At 71.7% G+C, this 18,918-nt stretch carries 12 protein-coding genes and 1 pseudogene; 8 read left to right on the top strand and 5 right to left on the bottom strand.

Annotated elements, in window-relative coordinates:
• Positions 1 to 323: 323 nt before the first annotated feature.
• The 7 genes from rpsA (at position 324) to BMY04_RS11605 (ending at position 11,193) form a co-directional block, all read left to right on the top strand.
• The gene (rpsA, locus tag BMY04_RS11635) at positions 324 to 1,808 is read left to right on the top strand and encodes a 30S ribosomal protein S1 (protein WP_091180153.1); all 1,485 of its coding nucleotides are present in this window, start codon (positions 324 to 326) and stop codon (positions 1,806 to 1,808) included.
• Positions 1,809 to 2,106: 298 nt separating this feature from the next.
• Positions 2,107 to 3,351, top strand: coding sequence for a choice-of-anchor P family protein (locus BMY04_RS11630; protein ID WP_091180150.1), 1,245 nt, complete (start codon positions 2,107 to 2,109; stop codon positions 3,349 to 3,351).
• 103 nt (positions 3,352 to 3,454) lie between these two features.
• Complete coding sequence (gene coaE, locus BMY04_RS11625) at positions 3,455 to 4,072, top strand: dephospho-CoA kinase (RefSeq protein ID WP_091180148.1); 618 nt, start codon at positions 3,455 to 3,457, stop codon at positions 4,070 to 4,072.
• A gap of 90 nt (positions 4,073 to 4,162) precedes the next feature.
• Entirely contained in the window at positions 4,163 to 5,485 is a 1,323-nt protein-coding gene (locus BMY04_RS11620) for a zinc-ribbon domain-containing protein (RefSeq protein ID WP_139209832.1), read from the top strand.
• A complete protein-coding gene (locus BMY04_RS23070) occupies positions 5,482 to 6,546 on the top strand; it encodes a hypothetical protein (protein ID WP_091180145.1) in 1,065 nt (354 codons plus the stop codon). The genes BMY04_RS11620 and BMY04_RS23070 overlap by 4 nt, the downstream gene beginning before the upstream one ends.
• Positions 6,547 to 6,775: 229 nt before the next feature.
• Positions 6,776 to 8,875, top strand: a complete 2,100-nt coding sequence (gene uvrB, locus BMY04_RS11610; protein WP_091180142.1) for an excinuclease ABC subunit UvrB — start codon at positions 6,776 to 6,778, stop codon at positions 8,873 to 8,875.
• A gap of 1,313 nt (positions 8,876 to 10,188) precedes the next feature.
• Positions 10,189 to 11,193, top strand: coding sequence for a TerC family protein (locus BMY04_RS11605; protein WP_091180138.1), 1,005 nt, complete (start codon positions 10,189 to 10,191; stop codon positions 11,191 to 11,193).
• Between the two features lie 268 nt (positions 11,194 to 11,461).
• On the opposite strand, the gene BMY04_RS11600 is transcribed toward BMY04_RS11605, so the two are convergent.
• The 3 genes from BMY04_RS11600 to lon form a co-directional block, all read right to left on the bottom strand.
• A complete protein-coding gene (locus BMY04_RS11600; RefSeq protein WP_091180135.1) occupies positions 11,462 to 11,920 on the bottom strand; it encodes a MarR family winged helix-turn-helix transcriptional regulator in 459 nt (152 codons plus the stop codon).
• A gap of 276 nt (positions 11,921 to 12,196) precedes the next feature.
• Complete coding sequence (locus tag BMY04_RS11595; protein ID WP_091180133.1) at positions 12,197 to 12,655, bottom strand: MarR family winged helix-turn-helix transcriptional regulator; 459 nt, start codon at positions 12,653 to 12,655, stop codon at positions 12,197 to 12,199.
• Positions 12,656 to 12,956: 301 nt separating this feature from the next.
• Positions 12,957 to 15,338 (bottom strand): endopeptidase La, encoded by a 2,382-nt coding sequence (gene lon / locus BMY04_RS11590; protein ID WP_091180130.1) that lies wholly within the window; start codon positions 15,336 to 15,338, stop codon positions 12,957 to 12,959.
• A gap of 307 nt (positions 15,339 to 15,645) precedes the next feature.
• On the opposite strand from lon, the gene BMY04_RS11585 reads away from it, so the two are divergent.
• Entirely contained in the window at positions 15,646 to 17,052 is a 1,407-nt protein-coding gene (locus tag BMY04_RS11585) for an ATP-binding protein (protein WP_091180119.1), read from the top strand.
• Between the two features lie 110 nt (positions 17,053 to 17,162).
• On the opposite strand, the pseudogene BMY04_RS11580 reads toward BMY04_RS11585, so the two are convergent.
• Positions 17,163 to 17,771, bottom strand: a pseudogene (locus tag BMY04_RS11580) (acVLRF1 family peptidyl-tRNA hydrolase); the annotation flags it as partial.
• A 66-nt stretch (positions 17,772 to 17,837) separates the two neighbouring features.
• Positions 17,838 to 18,845 carry a sugar phosphate isomerase/epimerase family protein gene (locus BMY04_RS11575; RefSeq protein WP_091180111.1) on the bottom strand — a complete coding sequence of 336 codons (1,008 nt, stop codon included), beginning with the start codon at positions 18,843 to 18,845 and terminating at the stop codon, positions 17,838 to 17,840.
• Positions 18,846 to 18,918: the final 73 nt, after the last annotated feature.

Genomic DNA, 18,918 nt, shown 5'->3' with positions numbered 1-18,918 from the left:
AAGCGCGGCGGCCGCTCTGGTCGGGTCCTGCGTGCTTCACGGCCGGCGCGCTCAGGTCGGCACGGGCGCGCGCCGTCACAGCTCCGGGCCGCCGTCATGGCCCCGCACGCTTGAGCGAATTGACCCTCTTCGCGGGGCGCGGGTAGTGTCGGGGGTCGCTGTGGCCTGCGTTACCTCCAAGGGAGCAGGTCGCGCTCGTACGGAATCAGATGGTGGTCGTCCGGCGTTGTTCTCACCAAGCGCCGCTTGAGCCTCGTCGTGCAGTACGGACAGGGTCGCAGCGGACAACTCCACCACCATCCACCATCCGGAGCACCTACTACATGACGTCCTCTCTCGAGGCTCCTCCCCAGGTTGCGATCAACGACTTCGAGTCGGACGAGGCCTTCCTCGCCGCCATCGACGCGACCATCAAGTACTTCAACGACGGCGACATCGTCAGCGGCACCGTCGTCAAGGTCGACCGGGACGAGGTCCTGCTCGACATCGGTTACAAGACCGAAGGGGTCATCCCCTCCAAAGAGCTCTCCATCAAGCACGACGTGGACCCGTTCGACGTGGTCTCCGTCGGCGACGAGGTCGAGGCCCTCGTCCAGCAGAAGGAGGACAAGGAGGGTCGACTGATCCTGTCCAAGAAGCGTGCTCAGTACGAGCGCGCCTGGGGCACGATCGAGAAGATCAAGGAAGAGGACGGTGTCGTCACCGGTTCGGTGATCGAGGTCGTCAAGGGTGGTCTGATCATCGACATCGGCCTCCGCGGCTTCCTGCCCGCGTCGCTGGTCGAGATGCGTCGTGTCCGCGACCTCCAGCCGTACGTCGGCATGGAGCTCGAGGCCAAGATCATCGAGCTGGACAAGAACCGCAACAACGTGGTCCTGTCCCGCCGCGCGTGGCTCGAGCAGACGCAGTCCGAGGTTCGCCAGAACTTCCTCACGCAGCTGCAGAAGGGCCAGATCCGCAAGGGTGTCGTGTCCTCCATCGTCAACTTCGGTGCCTTCGTGGACCTGGGTGGCGTGGACGGCCTCGTGCACGTGTCGGAGCTGTCCTGGAAGCACATCGACCACCCGTCCGAGGTGGTCGAGGTCGGCCAGGAGGTCACCGTCGAGGTCCTCGACGTCGACATGGACCGCGAGCGTGTCTCCCTGTCGCTCAAGGCGACCAAGGAAGACCCGTGGCAGGCCTTCGCCCGCACGCACCAGATCGGGCAGATCGTGCCCGGCAAGGTCACCAAGCTGGTGCCGTTCGGTGCGTTCGTCCGCGTGGAGGAGGGCATCGAGGGTCTGGTGCACGTCTCCGAGCTCGCCGAGCGTCACGTCGAGATCCCCGAGCAGGTCGTGCAGGTCAACGACTCGGTGCTCGTCAAGATCATCGACATCGACCTCGAGCGTCGCCGCATCTCGCTGTCGCTCAAGCAGGCCAACGAGGGTGTCGACGTCAACTCCGAGGAGTTCGACCCGACGCTCTACGGCATGACGGCGAGCTACGACGAGCAGGGCAACTACCTGTACCCGGAGGGCTTCGACTCCGAGACGGGCGAGTGGCTCGAGGGCTACGACGAGCAGCGCGCCGCCTGGGAGGCCCAGTACGCCGAGGCCCAGGCCCGGTTCGAGGCCCACAAGAAGCAGGTCCTCGAGGCCGAGGAGGGCGCCAGCGCCGCCGCGGCTCCGTCGACCTACTCCTCCTCGTCCGCCGCGCCGAGCACCAGCTCGACCGGTGGAGACAGCGCGGCCCCGGCCGCGCCGGAGGGTTCGCTGGCCTCGGACGAGGCCCTGCAGGCCCTGCGGGAGAAGCTCACCGGCAACGCCTGAGCCCCCCGCGGTTCGTCCGCACGCAGCACAGGAAGGCCCCGCTCCGTACGTCGGAGCGGGGCCTTCCCGCGTCCGGGCCCGGGCGGCACAGGATGCCGGCCGCCGCAGAGGTCGCGCGCGGCTCGGCCGTAAACGGGCCCTCTGCATCACGGTTGGATAACAGCGCAGCCGGTAGCAATCCGGTGGGCGGAGGACGTCGAACACCGGCTGATCGCGGCGCCGCACGGCGTACCTCGGGGGAGATCGCGTCTCATCAGCCCTGGCTGCTGCCTGCAGCCTCTCCTCCGGAGGACCTTCGATGCACCGTCGCACCACCCGTCCCCTCGCCCTCGGCACCGGCCTCACGCTCGGCGCCGCCGCACTGCTGCTCGCCGCGGCCGCACCCGCCGGCGCGGCCACCACCGCGCCGTCGACGCTGTCCCTCGCCGCCTCGGCGTACGGCTCGACCGCGAAGGTCGGGGCCGTCTCCTCGGGCAAGACCGCCTACTTCTCCGCGTGCTCGACCGGTGCCGGCACCCCGTACGGCACCCAGGTCGCGGCCACCGACCTCGGCGGCCTGCTCGGCAAGGTCGGCGCCGTCGTCACCACGGGGACCCGCAGCGGCAGCTCCGTGGTCGCCACCAGCACGACGGGGGAGACCAGCCTGCTCGGCGGCCTCGTCAAGGCCAAGGCGATCGCCTCGACCTCGACGTCGTCCCTCGCCGGTTCCCAGGTCAGCTCGTCCGGCTCGACGGTGATCACCGGGCTGACCATCGCCGGCCTGCCTCGGACGGTCCCCGCCGGCAGCGGCAGCACGATCGTCGTCCCGGGCGTCGCCACGCTCACCTTCAACGCCCAGACCCGGAGCACGACCTTCGCCTCGAAGCAGCTCACCGTCGACGCCCTCCGGGTCGACCTGCTCAAGGACAACAAGCTGGGGCTCCCGACCGGCTCCATCGTCCTCGGCTCGTCGACGACCGGGGCGTCCGCGCCCACGGCCTTCGCCGCGGGCGGGCAGGCGTACGGCACCACCCTGAACGTCGGCAGCCTGGTCACCTCCGGCCCGACGGCGTACGTGGGCATGCCGTGCGGCGGCACGGCCGGCGCCGTGAGCAGGAACAAGGTCGTCGGGCTCACGCTGCCCGGCGTCGCGACGGTCGGCACCGTCGCCAGCACCGGCCAGAGCGTCGAGGGCGCGGGGAGCACGACCGCGACGTTCAGCAGCAGCGTCGCCGGAGTGAACCTCCTGAACGGCGCGGTCACCGCTGACGCGATCACGGTCAAGGCGTCCACCACCCGCTCGGCGGCGGGCCTGTCGAGCACCGACGACGGCACGGTCGTGACCGGCCTCAAGGTGCTGGGCAAGAGCGTCACCCTGTCCACGAAGGACAACGCGACCGTCGACGTCGCCGGCGTGGGCACGCTCACCGTGCGCAAGACGGTCAAGCAGGCCACCGGACTCGACGTGATCGGGCTGGAGCTCCGGCTCGGCTCCGACCAGCCGGGCCTCGCGGCCGGGACCGTCCTCCAGGTCGCCGCGGCCAAGTCGCGCGTCGCCGCCTGACACCCGCCCCCCGGGTGCACGGGCCCTCCCGCCGACCTGGCGGGAGGGCCCGTGCGCGTCTGCGCCCGAGGGTGTCGGCAGCCGGCGGCGCTAGGCTCCGGCCGTGGCGACCCCGGGCGTACGACGCGTCGGCCTGACCGGCGGCATCGCGTCGGGCAAGACCACGGTGGCCGACCTCCTGGCCGAGCGCGGCGCGCTGCTGATCGACTCCGACGTCCTGGCCCGCGAGGTGGTCGAGCCCGGCACGCCGGGGCTCGCCGCCCTGGTCGAGCGGTTCGGCCCCGGCGTCCTCACCGCCGACGGGCACCTCGACCGGCCCGCGCTCGGCCGGCTGGTGTTCGGGGCCGACGAGGCGGCACGGTCCGCGCGACGCGACCTGGAAGCCGTGGTGCACCCCGCCGTACGGGCGCGGGCGGCGGAGCTGGAGGCCTCGGCCGGGCTCGACCAGGTCGTGGTCCACGTCATCCCGCTGCTCGTCGAGACCGGCCGGTCGGGGTCCTTCGACCTCGTGGTCGTCGTCGACGTGGACCCGGCGGTGCAGCGCACCCGGCTGCTCGCCCGCGGCGGGCTCGACCCCGAGCAGGCCGACGCCCGGATCGCCGCCCAGGCCTCGCGCGCGGACCGGCTGGCCGTCGCCGACGTCGTGGTCGACAACAACGGCACCGCCGACGACCTCGCGCGACACGTCGACGACCTCTGGGAGCGAATCCGCCCCCGCTGATCCCGCGGGCTGCCATACTCCGTGCCGAGCCGGTCAGGTGTGGCCGGTGCCACCGTGACGACCCCGGGCCGGCCAGGCCGAGGAGGACCGATGGAGTGTCCGCGCTGCCACGCGCAGATCCCCGAGACCGCCCACTTCTGCCCGGTGTGCGGTGACGACCGCCGCGGTCACGACGCCGGACGACGACGCTCGTTCGCCGCGCGCCCCGACGAGCCGGTCGCCTCGTTCGCCCTGGTCTCGTCGATCATGCCGAGGGGGTCGGGCCAGCGGCCCCAGACCTACCGCGTGGCCCTGACCATCGCCCTCGTCGTCGCCCTCGTCGCGGCCATCTTCGGCGCGATGCCGATCGCCGTCCTCGTCGCGGCCTTCGCCGTGCCGATCGTCTACGTCGTCTACATGTACGACGTGAACCTCTGGGAGGACGAGCCGCTCCCCGTGACCGGCCTCGCCTTCGGCCTCACGGGGGTCCTCGCGATCCTGTGGACCGTCCTCTGGACGTGGCTGCGCGGTCCGGTCTCCTTCGCGACGCCGAGCTTCGAGGGGTCCGGCAGCGGTGCGCCCTCCCTGGGGACGTTCCTCCTCGTGGCCCTGCTCGCCCCCGTGGTGGGTGAGGTCATCCGCCAGGTCGGACCGGTCCTGCTGGCCAGCCGGCCGCAGTTCGACGACCTGATGGACGGGCTGACCTTCGGCGTCATCAGCGGCGTCGCCTACTCGACCTTCGACACCCTCGTGCGGCACTGGGCGCTGCTCACCGGCGGCGTGCAGCAGTCCGACCCCGGTCTGTGGGTGTCGCTGGTCTTCCTCGAGGGGTTCGTCAAGCCGCTGCTGATGGGCACGGCCACCGGGCTGGCCTGCGCGGAGTTCTCCGGCCTGGGGCGTGGCTTCGACGGCTTCACCCCGCGCTACCTGCGCGCCGTGATCCTGGCCGTGGTCGCGAACGTCGCCTACTCCGCCGGCGTCTACCTCTTCTCCTTCCTCGGCAACGCCACGGTCGGGGTCCTGCTGAGCATCGTGTGGGGCCTGCTGATCCTCGCCATCCTCATCCTGCGGCTGCGCGTGGTGCTCCACACCGGCCTGATGGAGGCCGCGCTCGAGCACGCCGCGCGCACGGCCGGCGCCGGTCCGGACGGCGAGCTGGAGTTCTGCTCCCAGTGCGAGATGCCGCTGCAACCGGGTGCCGCGTTCTGCGCCGCCTGCGGCACGGCGGTCAACGCCACGGCCAACGGCGTCCGGGTGCGGCCCAAGCAGCCGGCGAAGGTCGGCGGCGGCACCTCCGCCCCCGCCGAGGAGACCGTGACCGTGCGGCGCGGGTCGTCCGTCGCCGGCGAGAACGGTCCGACCTCGGCCACCGACGACACCACCACGATCCGGGAGACCGGGCGAACCGGCCACGACGGGGAGGAGCAGGCATGAGCGAGTCGCAGGGCCGACCCGGTCAGGGCCAGCCGCCCGCCTCGGAAGGTCGGCAGCCCGGCGGACCAGGTCCCGCTCAGCAGGGTGGCCAGACACCGTACGGGCAGGGCGGCCAGCAGGGCGGCTACCCGCAGCAGGGGGGCCAGCCGGGCTACGGCCAGCCGTCGTACGGACCCGCCGGGCAGCAGGGCTACCCGCAACAGGGCTACCCGCAGCAGGGTGGCTACCCGCAGCAGGGCGGCTACCCGCAGCAGGGCGGCTACCCCCAGCAGGGCGGCTACCCCCAGCAGGGCTACGGCCAGCAGGGACCGGGCCAGGGTTACCCGCCCCAGGGCTACCGGCCGGACGGCCCGACCGGCGGTGCGGTGAAGAAGAAGTCTCCGCTCGTCCTCATCGGCATCGTCGTCGCCGCCGTGGTCGCGCTCGTCGCCGTCGGCGCGATCTTCATCGGCCTCACGTCCGGCGACGACAGGGACGTGCCGGAGACGACGATCACGCCGGGCCCGCAGACGCCGCCGCCCGACGAGCCGTCCTCCGACCCGAGCTCGTCGCCCTCGAGCGAGCCCAGCAGCTCCGCGTCGCCGGGCAACGGCGGTGGCCAGAGCGGTGCGGGCCTCGACCTGGGGCACGACGTCACGCTCGTGCCCGCCGACGGGTGGGACGTCAAGAAGCAGACGACGAACCTCGCCCAGCTGAGCGACGGCCGCAACGTCTACATCGGCCAGACCGCCGAGCTCGACGCCGGGAGCAACCCGGGCCAGGTCTGCACGGCCTGGCACCGCCAGCTCGCCGAGGGCGAGGGCGGCGGCAAGTTCTCGACGCCGAAGGCCGCCGACGTCGGCAGCGACAAGCTCAAGGCGGCGAGCTGCACAGCGCAGGTGACCGTCAGCGGTGGCCAGGGCTCGAGCGAGCTGCTCCTCGTGACCCTCGTGTCGGTGCGGGAGTCCGACGGCGTGACCGTCGTCGCCACCGTGGCGTTCACCTCGTCGTCGGACCAGAAGGCGCTGACGAAGGACTTCGGCTCGATGACCAGCAGCATGCTGCAGACCCAGGCCGGGTAGCCCTCCTCGCGCCCGGGCTCCGCCTCCAGCTCCGGCCTTCCTCCCTCTCTCGCACGGCCCTGGTCCGTGCGGGGAGCCCCGTCAGCGGGCAGGGGCCGTGCTCGCTCGGTCGTCCAGGCCGGAGCCGGCTCCGCCCTGGCCGACGCTCGGAGGGAGCTCGCTCGCGCAGGCGCTCGCCCGGGGCGCGAGGAGGACAAGAACTGTCAGAGGCCGTCAGTAGGCTCGACGCATGCGTCCGATCACCGACCTGCAGCGCACGGTCGCGCCCTTCACGATGGAGGCCGACTTCCAGCCGTCCGGCGACCAGCCGACGGCCATCGCCGACCTGGAGCGACGGGTCCGGGCCGGTGAGCAGGACGTCGTGCTGCTCGGCGCGACCGGCACGGGCAAGACCGCGACCATCGGCTGGCTCACCGAGCGGGTCCAGCGACCGGTGCTCGTCATGCAGCCCAACAAGACGCTGGCGGCGCAGTTCGCGAACGAGCTGAGGCAGTTCTTCCCGCACAACGCCGTCGAGTACTTCGTCTCGTACTACGACTACTACCAGCCGGAGGCGTACGTCCCGCAGACGGACACCTACATCGAGAAGGACTCCTCGCTCAACGAGGAGGTCGAGCGCCTGCGGCACTCCGCGACCAACTCCCTGCTGACCCGGCGCGACGTCATCGTCGTGGCCACGGTGTCGGCGATCTACGGCCTGGGCACGCCGCAGGAGTACGTCGACCGCATGGTGCGCCTGAAGGTCGGCGAGGAGGTCGACCGCGACGCGCTGCTGCGCCGGCTGGTCAGCATCCAGTACGCGCGCAACGACCTGGCCGGCACCCGTGGGACGTTCCGCGTGCGCGGGGACACCCTCGAGGTGTTCCCCATGTACGAGGAGCTCGCCGTCCGCGTCGAGTTCTTCGGTGACGAGATCGAGAAGCTGTCGACGCTCCACCCCGTGACCGGGGAGGTGGTGACCGAGGACTCCGAGGTCTACGTCTTCCCCGCCAGCCACTACATCGCGGGCCCGGAGCGCATGGAGCGTGCCATCCACGACATCGAGCTCGAGCTGGGGGAGCGGCTGCAGCAGCTCGAGTCGCAGCACAAGCTGCTCGAGGCGCAGCGGCTGCGGATGCGCACCAGCTACGACATCGAGATGATGCGCCAGATCGGCACCTGCTCCGGCATCGAGAACTACTCGCGGCACATGGACGGCCGCGGGCCGGGCTCGCCGCCGAACACGCTGCTCGACTACTTCCCCGAGGACTTCCTGCTCGTCGTCGACGAGTCGCACGTGACGATCCCGCAGATCGGCGGCATGTACGAGGGCGACATGTCGCGCAAGCGGACGCTGGTCGACCACGGCTTCCGGCTGCCGAGCGCGATGGACAACCGGCCCCTGCGCTTCGAGGAGTTCGTCGAGCGCATCGGGCAGACGGTCTACCTGTCGGCGACGCCCGGCGACTACGAGCTGGCCAAGGGCGACGGCTACGTCGAGCAGCTGATCCGGCCGACCGGCCTCGTCGACCCCCAGGTGGTCGTCAAGCCGACGTCGGGCCAGATCGACGACCTGATCGGGGAGATCCGGCTGCGCGCCGAGCGGGGCGAGCGCGTGCTGGTCACCACGCTGACCAAGAAGATGGCGGAGGACCTCACCGACTACCTCCTCGAGAACAAGGTGCGCACGCGCTACCTCCACTCCGAGGTCGACACGCTGCAGCGCATCGCCCTGCTGCGGGAGCTGCGGATGGGGGAGTACGACGTCCTCGTCGGCATCAACCTGCTCCGGGAGGGCCTCGACCTGCCCGAGGTGTCGCTGGTGTCCATCCTCGACGCCGACAAGGAGGGCTTCCTCCGCAGCGCGAAGAGCCTGATCCAGACGATCGGGCGCGCGGCGCGCAACGTCTCCGGCGAGGTGCACATGTACGCCGACTCGATCACCGACTCGATGGCGGCGGCGATCGACGAGACCAACCGGCGTCGTGAGGTCCAGGTCGCGTACAACCTCGAGCACGGGATCGACCCCCAGCCGCTGCAGAAGAAGATCGCCGACATCACCGAGATGCTCGCGCGCGAGGACGCCGACACCGACTCGCTGCTGGCGGGCAGTGCCGGCCGTCAGCGCGGCAAGGGAAAGTCGCCCGTGCCGGCGCTGGGGCGCGACGCCGACCAGATCCGCAAGACCGCCGGCATGCCGGCCGGCGAGCTCGCCGACCTCGTCCAGCAGCTCACCGAGCAGATGCACACGGCGGCCGCCGACCTGCAGTTCGAGGTCGCGGCCCGGATCCGCGACGAGGTGTCGGAGCTCAAGAAGGAGCTGCGGCAGATGGTCGAGGCCAACCGCTGACGCCGACCCCGCCGGCTCGGTGTGCGGGGTCCGACGACGGGGCGCAGGGCCACACTCCCTGAGGTCGGCGAAGGGCACGGAGGGGTGGGCGGGCTCGGGCGCGTGCTGCCTGACGCGCCTGTGCTGCGACGCACCACCTGCTCGTGATCGACGGGCGAGGACGCCAACCCCTTCGGGGCCCTTCGACAGGCTCAGGGAGCGTCTGCCCGGGCGAGGGTTGAGGACGCCAACCCCTTCGGGCCCGTCGACAGGCTCAGGGAGCATGCGCCCGGGCGAGGTTGAGGACGCCAACCCCTTCGGGGCCCTTCGACAGGCTCAGGGAGCGTCTGCCCGGGCGAGGGTTGAGGACGCCAACCCCTTCGGGCCCGTCGACAGGCTCAGGGAGCATGCGCCCGGGCGAGGTTGAGGACGCCAACCCCTTCGGGGCCCTTCGACAGGCTCAGGGAGCGTCTGCCCGGGCGAGGGTTGAGGACGCCAACCCCTGCGGGGCCCTTCGACAGGCTCAAGGAGCGTCTGCCCGGGCGAGGGTTGAGACACCAACCCCTTCAGGGCCCTTCGACAGGTTCAGGGAGCGTCTGGCCGGGCGCGGACCTGAGGACGCCAGCCCCTTCGGGGCCCTTCGACAGGTTCAGGGAGCGTCTGGCCGGGCGCGGACCTGAGGACGCCAATCCCTTCGGGGCCCTTCGGCAGGCTCAGGGAGCGTCTGCCCGGGCGAGGGTTGAGGACGCCAACCCCTTCGGGCCCTTCGACAGGCTCAGGGAGCGTCTGGCCGGGCGCGGACCTGAGGACGCCAATCCCTTCGGGGCCCTTCGGCAGGCTCAGGGAGCGTCTGCCCGGGCGAGGGTTGAGGACGCCAACCCCTTCGGGCCCTTCGACAGGCTCAGGGAGCGTCTGGCCGGGCGCGGACCTGAGAACGCCAACCCCTTCGGGGCCCTTCGACAGGCTCAGGGAGCGTGCGCGCGGGCGCGGACCTGAGGACGCCAACCCCTTCGGGGCCCTTCGGCAGGCTCAAGGAGCGTCCGCGTCCATAGGGTGAGCTCCGCCCCTCGAGGGCCCCAGGACGCCAACCCGTGCTGGTCGTTCGACAGGCTCAGAGCGGGCTCGCCCTCCGAGGGTCGTCGACGTTTTGTCCGGCACGCGTCCGGGCTGCCATACTTCCCTGTTGGAGGGGAGTATTCCCCCGCAGCGGCGTCGTCAGCACGGCGGGCAGGACCACGGTCCTGCTGCCCGGCGCCCCCGGTCGGCGAGAGCCGGCGGAAGAGACCTCCGAGACGGTCCTGCATGCCCACACCCACGTCTCGGAGGCTCCTGAGTTGGACGTCCACGGCTACGCCTGGGCCGCCACCATCGCGATCATGGTGGCGATCCTCGGCTTCGACATCTTCGTCATCGGACGGCGGCCCCACGAACCGTCGATGAAGGAGGCCGGCATCGCGATCGGCGTCTTCGTCGGTCTCGCGGTGGTCTTCGGGCTGGGGGTCTGGGGCGTCGCCGGCCCCCGCTACGCGGGCGAGTTCTTCGCCGGCTGGCTGACCGAGTACAGCCTCTCGATCGACAACCTCTTCATCTTCCTCATCATCATGGCCAAGCTGAAGGTGCCGAGGGAGCTGCAGCAGTTCGCGCTGCTCGTCGGCATCGTGCTGGCGCTGATCTTCCGCGGCGTGTTCATCGCGGTCGGCGCCGCCGCCATCGACCGCTTCAGCTGGGTCTTCTTCATCTTCGGCGCGTTCCTGCTCTACACCGCCGTGCGCCTGGTGGTCGAGTACCGCAAGCACGACGACGAGGAGGACGCGCCGGACAACCCTCTGCTGCGCCTCGTGCGGCGTCGGCTGCCCTCGACGGACGACTTCGAGGGCCCGCACCTCACGGTCAGGCGGGACGGCAAGCGGCTCATCACGCCGATGTTCATCGTCATCGTGGCCCTCGGCAGCACGGACCTGCTGTTCGCGCTCGACTCGATCCCGGCGATCTACGGCCTCACGCAGGAGCCGTACCTGGTCTTCACCGCCAACGTCTTCGCGCTGATGGGCCTGCGCCAGCTGTACTTCCTGCTCGGCGGTCTGCTCCGCAAGCTGGTGTACCTGTCGCTGGGGCTCTCGGTCGTGCTCGCGTTCATCGGCGTCAAGCTGGTCTTCCACGCGCTGCACGAGTACCACCTCGACGAGCGTCTGGGCATCCCGTTCAGTCTCGAGATCCCGATCTGGCTGTCGCTCGCCGTCATCATCGTGACGCTCACCGTCACGGCCGTCGCGAGCCTGGTGAAGTCGCGGTGGGACGAGGACCACGCCGAACCCACCGGGACGAGCTCGGCCGCCTGAGCGGCCGCCCGGGTTCGTGACTCGCCGGGGGAGGACCCCGCGGCCGCGGAATCCGCGGTCCGGGGCCGACCCGGCTCCGGACGCACAAGAAGCCCGTCCCACCTGCTCGGGGGTTCAGGTGGCGACGGGCTTCTCGGTGCGGCGGACGAGGATGATGCTCGGGGGTTCATCACCCCCGTCCGCCATGAATTACTTTACGGCACGTCCTGAGGGTGATCCTCAGAATCCGGTGTCCTGATCCTGACGTGGCCGGTTCCTGACAGCGGGCTCAGGCCGGTAGCGCGCGGGTGACGTCGTGCCAGTCGTCGGCGTGCTCGGCGGACGTGCGCGTGCGCAGGTCGCCGGCGATGGTGGCCAGGGCTCTCGACACCACCTCGAGCGTGTCCGGGTCGAGCTGCTCGAGGGTCGCCTGCAGCCACCGGTGGCTTTCGCCGATCATGACCAGGCCCCGCTCGGTCAGGCGGACGATCGTGCGACGGCGGTCCTTGGGGTGCCGGACACGCGCGGCCACCCCTTGCCGCTCGAGGCGGTCGACCAACGCGGTCGAGGCGCTGCTGGTCAGGTCGAGGTCGCGGGCCAGGGTGGTCTGCCCGCTCTCCCCGTGGACGGCGAGGTAGGACAGCGCCTGGCTCTCGGTCGTGCCGAGCCCGATGGCGTTGGCCATCACCTGCCGGTAGTGCTCGCCCGCGAGGATCATCTGACGGAGGTTGCGCACCGCGTCCGTCATGACAGGGGTGGAATCGATCTCGTGCTCCTGGACGCAGGGACGTCGGGTCGGGACGTCTGTCGGGCGAGGCGGCCGAGACGGCTCCCACCTGCTCCCCGCGAGGGCAGCCGGTCCACCGGTGCTCGGTCGAAGCGCGGCAGTTCCTCCGACGTACTACCTGCTTTCACGAGTGACGCTAGCACGAAGCCGCTCGACCGGAAGACGTCCCGGCGACCGAATCATCGTCCGATCGAGCGTTCTCGGGGCTCGGCGTCCGACGGGCGCCGCGCAGGAGGCTCAGGCGGGCAGCGCGTGGGTCGCGCCCCTCCAGCCCTCGGCCTCGCGGGCCGAGGTCCGGGTGCGCAGGTCGTCGGCCAGGAACGCGATCCAGTGCGACACCTGCTCGAGCTCGCTCGGGTCGATCTGCTGCAGGGTCGCCGCCAGCCAGTGGTGGCTCTCGTCGACGACCGCCTGGCCCCGGGGGGTCAGACGGACGATGAGCCGCCGGCGGTCCCTCGGGTGGCGCACCCGCTCGCACACGCCCTGGCGCTCCAGCCGGTCCACCAGGGCGGTGGACGCGCTGCTCGTGAGGCCGAGGTCGCGGGCGAGGACCGACTGGCCGCTCTCGCCGTGGACCGCGAGGTAGGAGAGCGCCTGGCTCTCGGTCGTGCCCAGCCCGATGGCGACCGACACCGCCTGGCGGTAGTGCTCCCCGGCGAGGATCAGCGACCGGAGGTTGCGCACGGCCACGTCCATGGCGACGTCGTCGGCGATGGGGATCTCCTCGAGAGGGCAGGGACGCGGTGGGGGCGTCCGTCGGACGACGGCCTTGACCTGAACGGGCCCTGGAGCTCTCCCCCAACGGGAGCTCGCAGGACCTCGTCCACGATCGAAAGCGCGGTAGTTCCTCCGACGTACTACCTGCTGATGAGGAAGACGTTAGCACCGTGGTCGTTTAACGGGCGAGTCACTCGACAAACAAATCATCAACTGTTCGGTGCTCAAGCACACGGACCCGGTGCTCCGAGGAGGGGCACCGGGTCCGTGACGCTCTGGCTCAGGCCGCGTCAGCGACCTGCGTGGCTGCGGCGACCGGCTCGAGGGCCGCCGTCACCAGCGTGGCCACGTCGGTCGTCAGGACGACCTCGACGGCGTCGGTGACCTCGCTCGGGACCTCGTCGAGGTCCGGGGCGTTGCGCTGCGGGACGAACACGGTCGTGAGGCCGGCCCGCTGGGCGGCGAGCAGCTTCTGCTTGAGCCCGCCGATCGGCAGGACCCGACCGTTGAGGGTGACCTCGCCGGTCATGCCCACCTCGCCGCGCACCGGTCGCCCGGTGGCCATCGAGGTCAGCGCGGTCACCATGGTGACGCCCGCCGACGGTCCGTCTTTGGGGACGGCGCCGGCCGGGACGTGCACGTGGATCGGCCGGTCGAGCACGCTCGGGTCGGTGATCCCGAGCTGCGCGGCGTGGGCCCGGACGTAGGAGAGGGCGATGTGCGCCGACTCCTTCATCACGTCACCCAGCTGACCGGTCAGGGTCAGCCCGCCGCCGTGCCCCTCGGTCGCCGGCAGGACGCTCGCCTCGATGAACAGCGTGTCGCCGCCCATCCCGGTGACGGCGAGGCCGGTGGCCACGCCCGGCACCGAGGTCCGCTCGTGCGCCTCCGGGGTGAACCGCGGCCGTCCGAGGAACTCGCGCAGGTTGGCCTTGGTGATCACCAGCGGCGTACGGGCGCTGCCCCCGTCGCCCTCCTGGTCGCCCTCCTGCTCACCCTGCTGGGCGAGCCGGGTGGTCGCCTTGCGCAGCGCCTTGGCCAGCAGCCGCTCGAGCTGGCGGACGCCGGGCTCGTGCGTGTAGTCGGCCGCGATCTCGCGCAGGGCCTCGTCGTCGACCTGGACCTCGTCGGCCGTCAGCGCCGCCCGCTCGAGCTGCCGGGGCAGCAGGTACTCGCGGGCGATGGCGACCTTGTCGGTCTCGGTGTAGCCGTCGAGGGTGACGAGCTCCATCCGGTCCAGCAGCGGCTGGGGGATGTTCTCCACGACGTTGGCCGTCGCGAGGAAGAGCACGTCGGACAGGTCGAGGTCGACCTCGAGGTAGTGGTCGCGGAACGTGTGGTTCTGCGCCGGGTCGAGCACCTCGAGCAGCGCCGAGGAGGGGTCGCCCCGGTAGTCGGAGCCGACCTTGTCGATCTCGTCGAGCAGCACGACAGGGTTCATCGAGCCCGCCTCGCTGATCGCGCGGACGATGCGGCCCGGCAGGGCGCCCACGTACGTGCGGCGGTGGCCCCGGATCTCGGCCTCGTCCCGCACGCCGCCGAGGGCGACGCGGACGAACTTGCGTCCGAGCGCGCGCGCCACGGACTCGCCGAGGGACGTCTTGCCGACCCCGGGAGGACCGGCGAGCACCATGACGGCACCCGAGCCGCGTCCGCCCACGAGCTCCAGCCCGCGCTGCGAGCGACGGGCGCGCACCGCGAGGTACTCGACGATGCGGTCCTTGACGTCCTCGAGGCCGTGGTGGTCGGCGTCCAGCACCGCGCGGGCCCCGGCGATGTCGGTCGAGTCGTCGGTCTTGGTCGACCACGGCAGGTCGAGCACCGTGTCGAGCCAGGTGCGGATCCAGCCGGACTCGGGGCTCTGGTCGCTGGCGCGCTCGAGCTTGCCCACCTCGCGCAGCGCGGCCTTGCGGACCTCGTCGGGCAGGTCGGCGGCCTCGACGCGACCGCGGTAGTCCTCGGCCCCCTCGGGCTCGTCCTCGCCGAGCTCCTTGCGGATGGCGTTGAGCTGCTGGCGCAGCAGGAACTCGCGCTGGCTCTTCTCCATGCCCTCGCGGACGTCGTCGGCGATCTTGTCGTTCACCTCGGTCTCGGCGAGGTGGTTCTTCACCCACTCGACGAGGACGCGGAGCCGGTCGGCGACGTACGGGGTCTCGAGGAGCTCACGCTTCTGCTCGTCGGACAGCCACGAGGCGTAGCCGGCGAGGTCGGCGAGGCCGCTCGGGTCGGTCACCTTGTTGACGGTGTCGATGACCTGCCAGGCGTCGCGGCGCTGCAGGGTCGCCACCAGCAGGTGGCGGTACTCCTCGGCGAGCTCACGGATCTCGTCGGTCTCGAAGGTCGGGTCGAGCTCCTCCGCCTCGATCCACAGCGCGGTGCCGGGCCCGGACACGCCGGAGCCGATGCGCACGCGGCGGTCGGCCTTGAGGACCGCGGCCGGGTCGCCGTTCTGCAGGCGGCCGAGCTGGACGATCGAGGCGACCACGCCGTACGAGGCGTAGCGGTCGTTCAGGCGGGGGGCGACGAGCAGGGTGTCGTCGCTGTGCGCGCGGGCGGCGTCGATCGCGGCACGCGCGGCGTGGTCGAGCTCGACCGGCACGACCATGCCGGGGAGGACGACGAGGTCGTTCAGGAACAGGATGGGGAGTTCGGTGGTCGTCATCGGGTCAAGCCTCCGTTCGGGTCGCCCGGTCTGCTTGAGCGACATCGACTCAAGGTTGGTCGGGCCCGATCCATTCCCGACGTCCTCTGCAGGCGAACGCCGCCCGGAAGGCTTCGGCCAGGAGCGTGGGCCCCCGAGGACGGCGGCGCTGGTCCGCGAGGGGAGCCCGGCCGCTCTTGTCGCGGTCGAGCGTGGGAACCTGAGGATCTCTACCGGAGCGCTTCCCCGGCGCTTATGGTGAGCCGGAAGTTATTGGCTCGAGCGACGCCCTGGTGCCCCGCTCGGGGTTCCTACGGGAGGTCGACGGATGAAGACGCTGCGCTTCTTGTGGGACCACCCCCTGCAACGGCGGGTGTCGCTGCTGACCACCGTGGCCGTGGCGCTGACCGTCGTCCTCTGCAGCGGCGTGGGGTACTTCGCCCTGCGGGCCTCGCTCGTCAACGCCTCGCAGGAGGTGGCCGCCTCGATCGCGCAGGACCTCTCCGGACCGGCCGCCCGCAGCATCGCGACCACCGGCACGCTGTCCGCCGACCTGCGCCAGGCCGGGATGGTGGTGGTCGAGGCGGTCGACGGGCAGGGCCGGGTGCTGGGCATCCCCGGCGAGGCGCGTCAGCTCGTCGTCGAGACGAGGGACCTCGCGGCCACGAATCCCGACGCCTCGACGCTCCGCCGGTCGGGCCGGATCTCCGACGGCCACCGGTACGTCGTGGTGGCCGTCCCGCTCGCGGGCACCGGGTACGCGCTGCTGGTCGGGCGCTCCCTCGAACCCGTGCTCCAGGTCCTCGAGGTGCAACGCCTCGTCCTCGGTGGGATCTGCCTGGCGGGCATCCTCGCCGCGGCGGTCGCCGGCGTGATCGTCGGAGCCTCCGGCCTGCGCCCGATGCGGCAGCTCACCGAGGCCATGCAGCACGTGACGGCGACGCAGGACTTCCAGCCCGTCTCGGTCCGCTACGCGAAGGGCGACCTGGTGACGATGGCCGCGTCGTTCAACCTGATGCTCGCCTCGCTGACCAAGGCCCGCGAGCGGCAGTCCCGGCTGGTCGCCGACGCCGGGCACGAGCTGCGGACCCCGCTCACCAGCCTGCGGACCAACGTCGACCTGCTCGCCACCGACCTCCGGCGGGACCGGCTCGGCGTCGAGCAGAAGGAGGCGGTGCTGGGCGACGTGCAGGGCCAGCTCGGTGAGCTCAGCGAGATGATCAGCGACCTCGTGCACGTCGCCCGCGACGACTCGGCCCTGGCCCTCGCCCCGCTCGACGTCCGCGACGTGGTGACCAGCGCGCTGGAACGGGTCCAACGACGGGCCCAGGGGGTCAGTTTCGACGTCGAGCTCCAGCCGTTCTTCGTCGTCGCCAACGCCGACTCGCTGCGCCGGGCGGTGACCAACCTCCTCGACAACGCGGTGAAGTGGAGCCCGCCCGGGTCGACCGTCCGGGTGCGCCTCGAGGGCAACCGGCTGCGGGTGTCCGACGCCGGCCCCGGGATCCCCGACGCCGACCTGCCCTACGTGTTCGACCGTTTCTTCCGCGGCGAGTCGGGTCGCAAGACCAAGGGCACCGGGCTCGGCCTGGCGATCGTCGCCAAGACGATGGACGAGATCGGCGGCAGCGTCCACGCCGGCCGCTCGGCCGAGGGCGGCGCCGAGTTCACCCTCCAGCTCCCGGGCGTCACGAGCCGGGAGGCGGTCGCATCCCTTCTGGTCCCGTCGCCCTGAGCCGCGGCGGTTCCGGCGCCGTCGACGCGCTCGGGCGCCGCGGCGCCACCACTGCAGACGTCCGTGGAGGAGGGGGAGCGCAGGGGCAGCGCGGCAGCGCCTGAGGCGGGTCAGGCGAGGGCGTTCAGCCTGACGCGGACCTCGCGCAGCTGGTCGCCGAAGGCCTCGAGCACGCGCAGCCGCGGGTCGGCCGTGGGCAGCACCCGCGGCGCCAGGAGGGGACGCAGTGGAGCCAGCCGCTGGTCGGCGAGGACCGCCTGCACGCCCGCGTCGTCGCCACCCCCGACCACGGCCTCGAGGTCGCGCACGTGCGGCAGCAGGAGGGTGACGACCACGTCGGCGGCCTCGCCGTACGCCTGCGTGGCCTGGTTGGCGCGTCGGCGCGCGTAGCGCTGCTGCGACCAGCCACCCGCCTTGGTGCGGCCCTGGACGTAGGCGCTGCCGACCTTCGAGGCGACCAGGCGCCGGCCGTCGAAGCGGCCGACCGCGTACCCGCCGCGCCGGACGAGAACCGCGCCGATCGTCCGGTCGCGCAGCGCGTGGTCGACGACGGCTCCGGGTCCGGCGCCTGGCGGCAGCGGCGGAAAGGGGACCTCGAGGACGGCGACGGCACCGTCCGGCGCGGTCAACGTGACCTCCGTCGACGTCGCTGTAGCCGTGGTCGGCCCGTGGCGCGCCTCGAACCGCTCCCACCACCCGGCCAGGCGCTCGGGCGGGACGGCGACGACCCGGTCCCCGTGGGCGGGGACCGGGTCGTCGGCGGAGGTGGTCGGCTCGGGGACGGGTCAGCCCTGGGTGCTGAAGGCCGCGTCGAAGGCGGCCTCGGGGGCGTCGAAGGCGAGCTTGCGGACGAACTCGAGCGCCTCGGGCGCGCCGACGAGGCGGTCCATGCCCGCGTCCTCCCACTCCACCGAGATCGGGCCCTCGTAGCCGATCGTGTTGAGCATCCGGAAGCAGCGCTCCCACGGCACGTCGCCGTGGCCGGTGGAGACGAAGTCCCAGCCGCGCCGCGGGTCGGCCCACGCCAGGTGCGAGCCCATGCGGCCGTTGCGGCCGTTGCCGACCTGGAGCTTGGCGTCCTTGCAGTCGACGTGGACGATCCGGTCCTTGAAGTCCCACAGGAACCCGACCGGGTCGAGGTCCTGCCACACGAAGTGGCTCGGGTCCCAGTTCAGGCCGAAGGCCTCGCGGTGGCCCACGGCCTCGAGCGCGCGCGTCGTCGTCCAGTAGTCGTACGCGATCTCGCTCGGGTGCACCTCGTGGCCGAACTTGACGCCCTCGGCGTCGAAGACGTCGAGGATCGGGTTCCAGCGGTTGGCGAAGTCCTCGTAGCCCGCGTCGACCAGCGACTGCGAGGCCGGCGGGAACATCGCCACGTACTTCCAGATCGACGAGCCGGTGAAGCCCACGACGACGTCCACGCCCAGCTTGCGGGCGGCGCGGGCGGTCATCTTCATCTCCTCGGCGGCGCGCTGCCGGACGCCCTCGGCGTCGCCGTCACCCCAGATGCGGTCGGGGAGGATGTCGCGGTGCCGGGCGTCGATCGGGTCGTCGCAGACGGCCTGGCCCTTGAGGTGGTTGCTGATCGCGAACACCTGCAGCCCGTGGCGCTTCAGCGTCTCGAGCTTGGCGGGGACGTACGCGTCGTCCTCGACCGCGGCCCAGGGGTCGAAGTGGTCGCCCCAGCAGGCGATCTCGAGGCCGTCGTAGCCCCAGCCGGAGGCGAGGCGGCAGACCTCCTCGAAGGGCAGGTCGGCCCACTGGCCGGTGAAGAGGGTGATCGGACGGGTCATGCGGCGACCTCCTGGGGTCGGCGGGCGGGTGTGGGGGCGGTTCACGAGAGGGCGTGCGGGTGTGCCGCGTGCG

Source organism: Microlunatus flavus, assembly GCF_900110855.1.
GTDB lineage: Bacteria > Actinomycetota > Actinomycetes > Propionibacteriales > Propionibacteriaceae > Microlunatus > Microlunatus flavus.
Note: the sequence above shows the minus strand (reverse complement) of the source record. Positions and strands in the feature narration are given on the sequence as shown.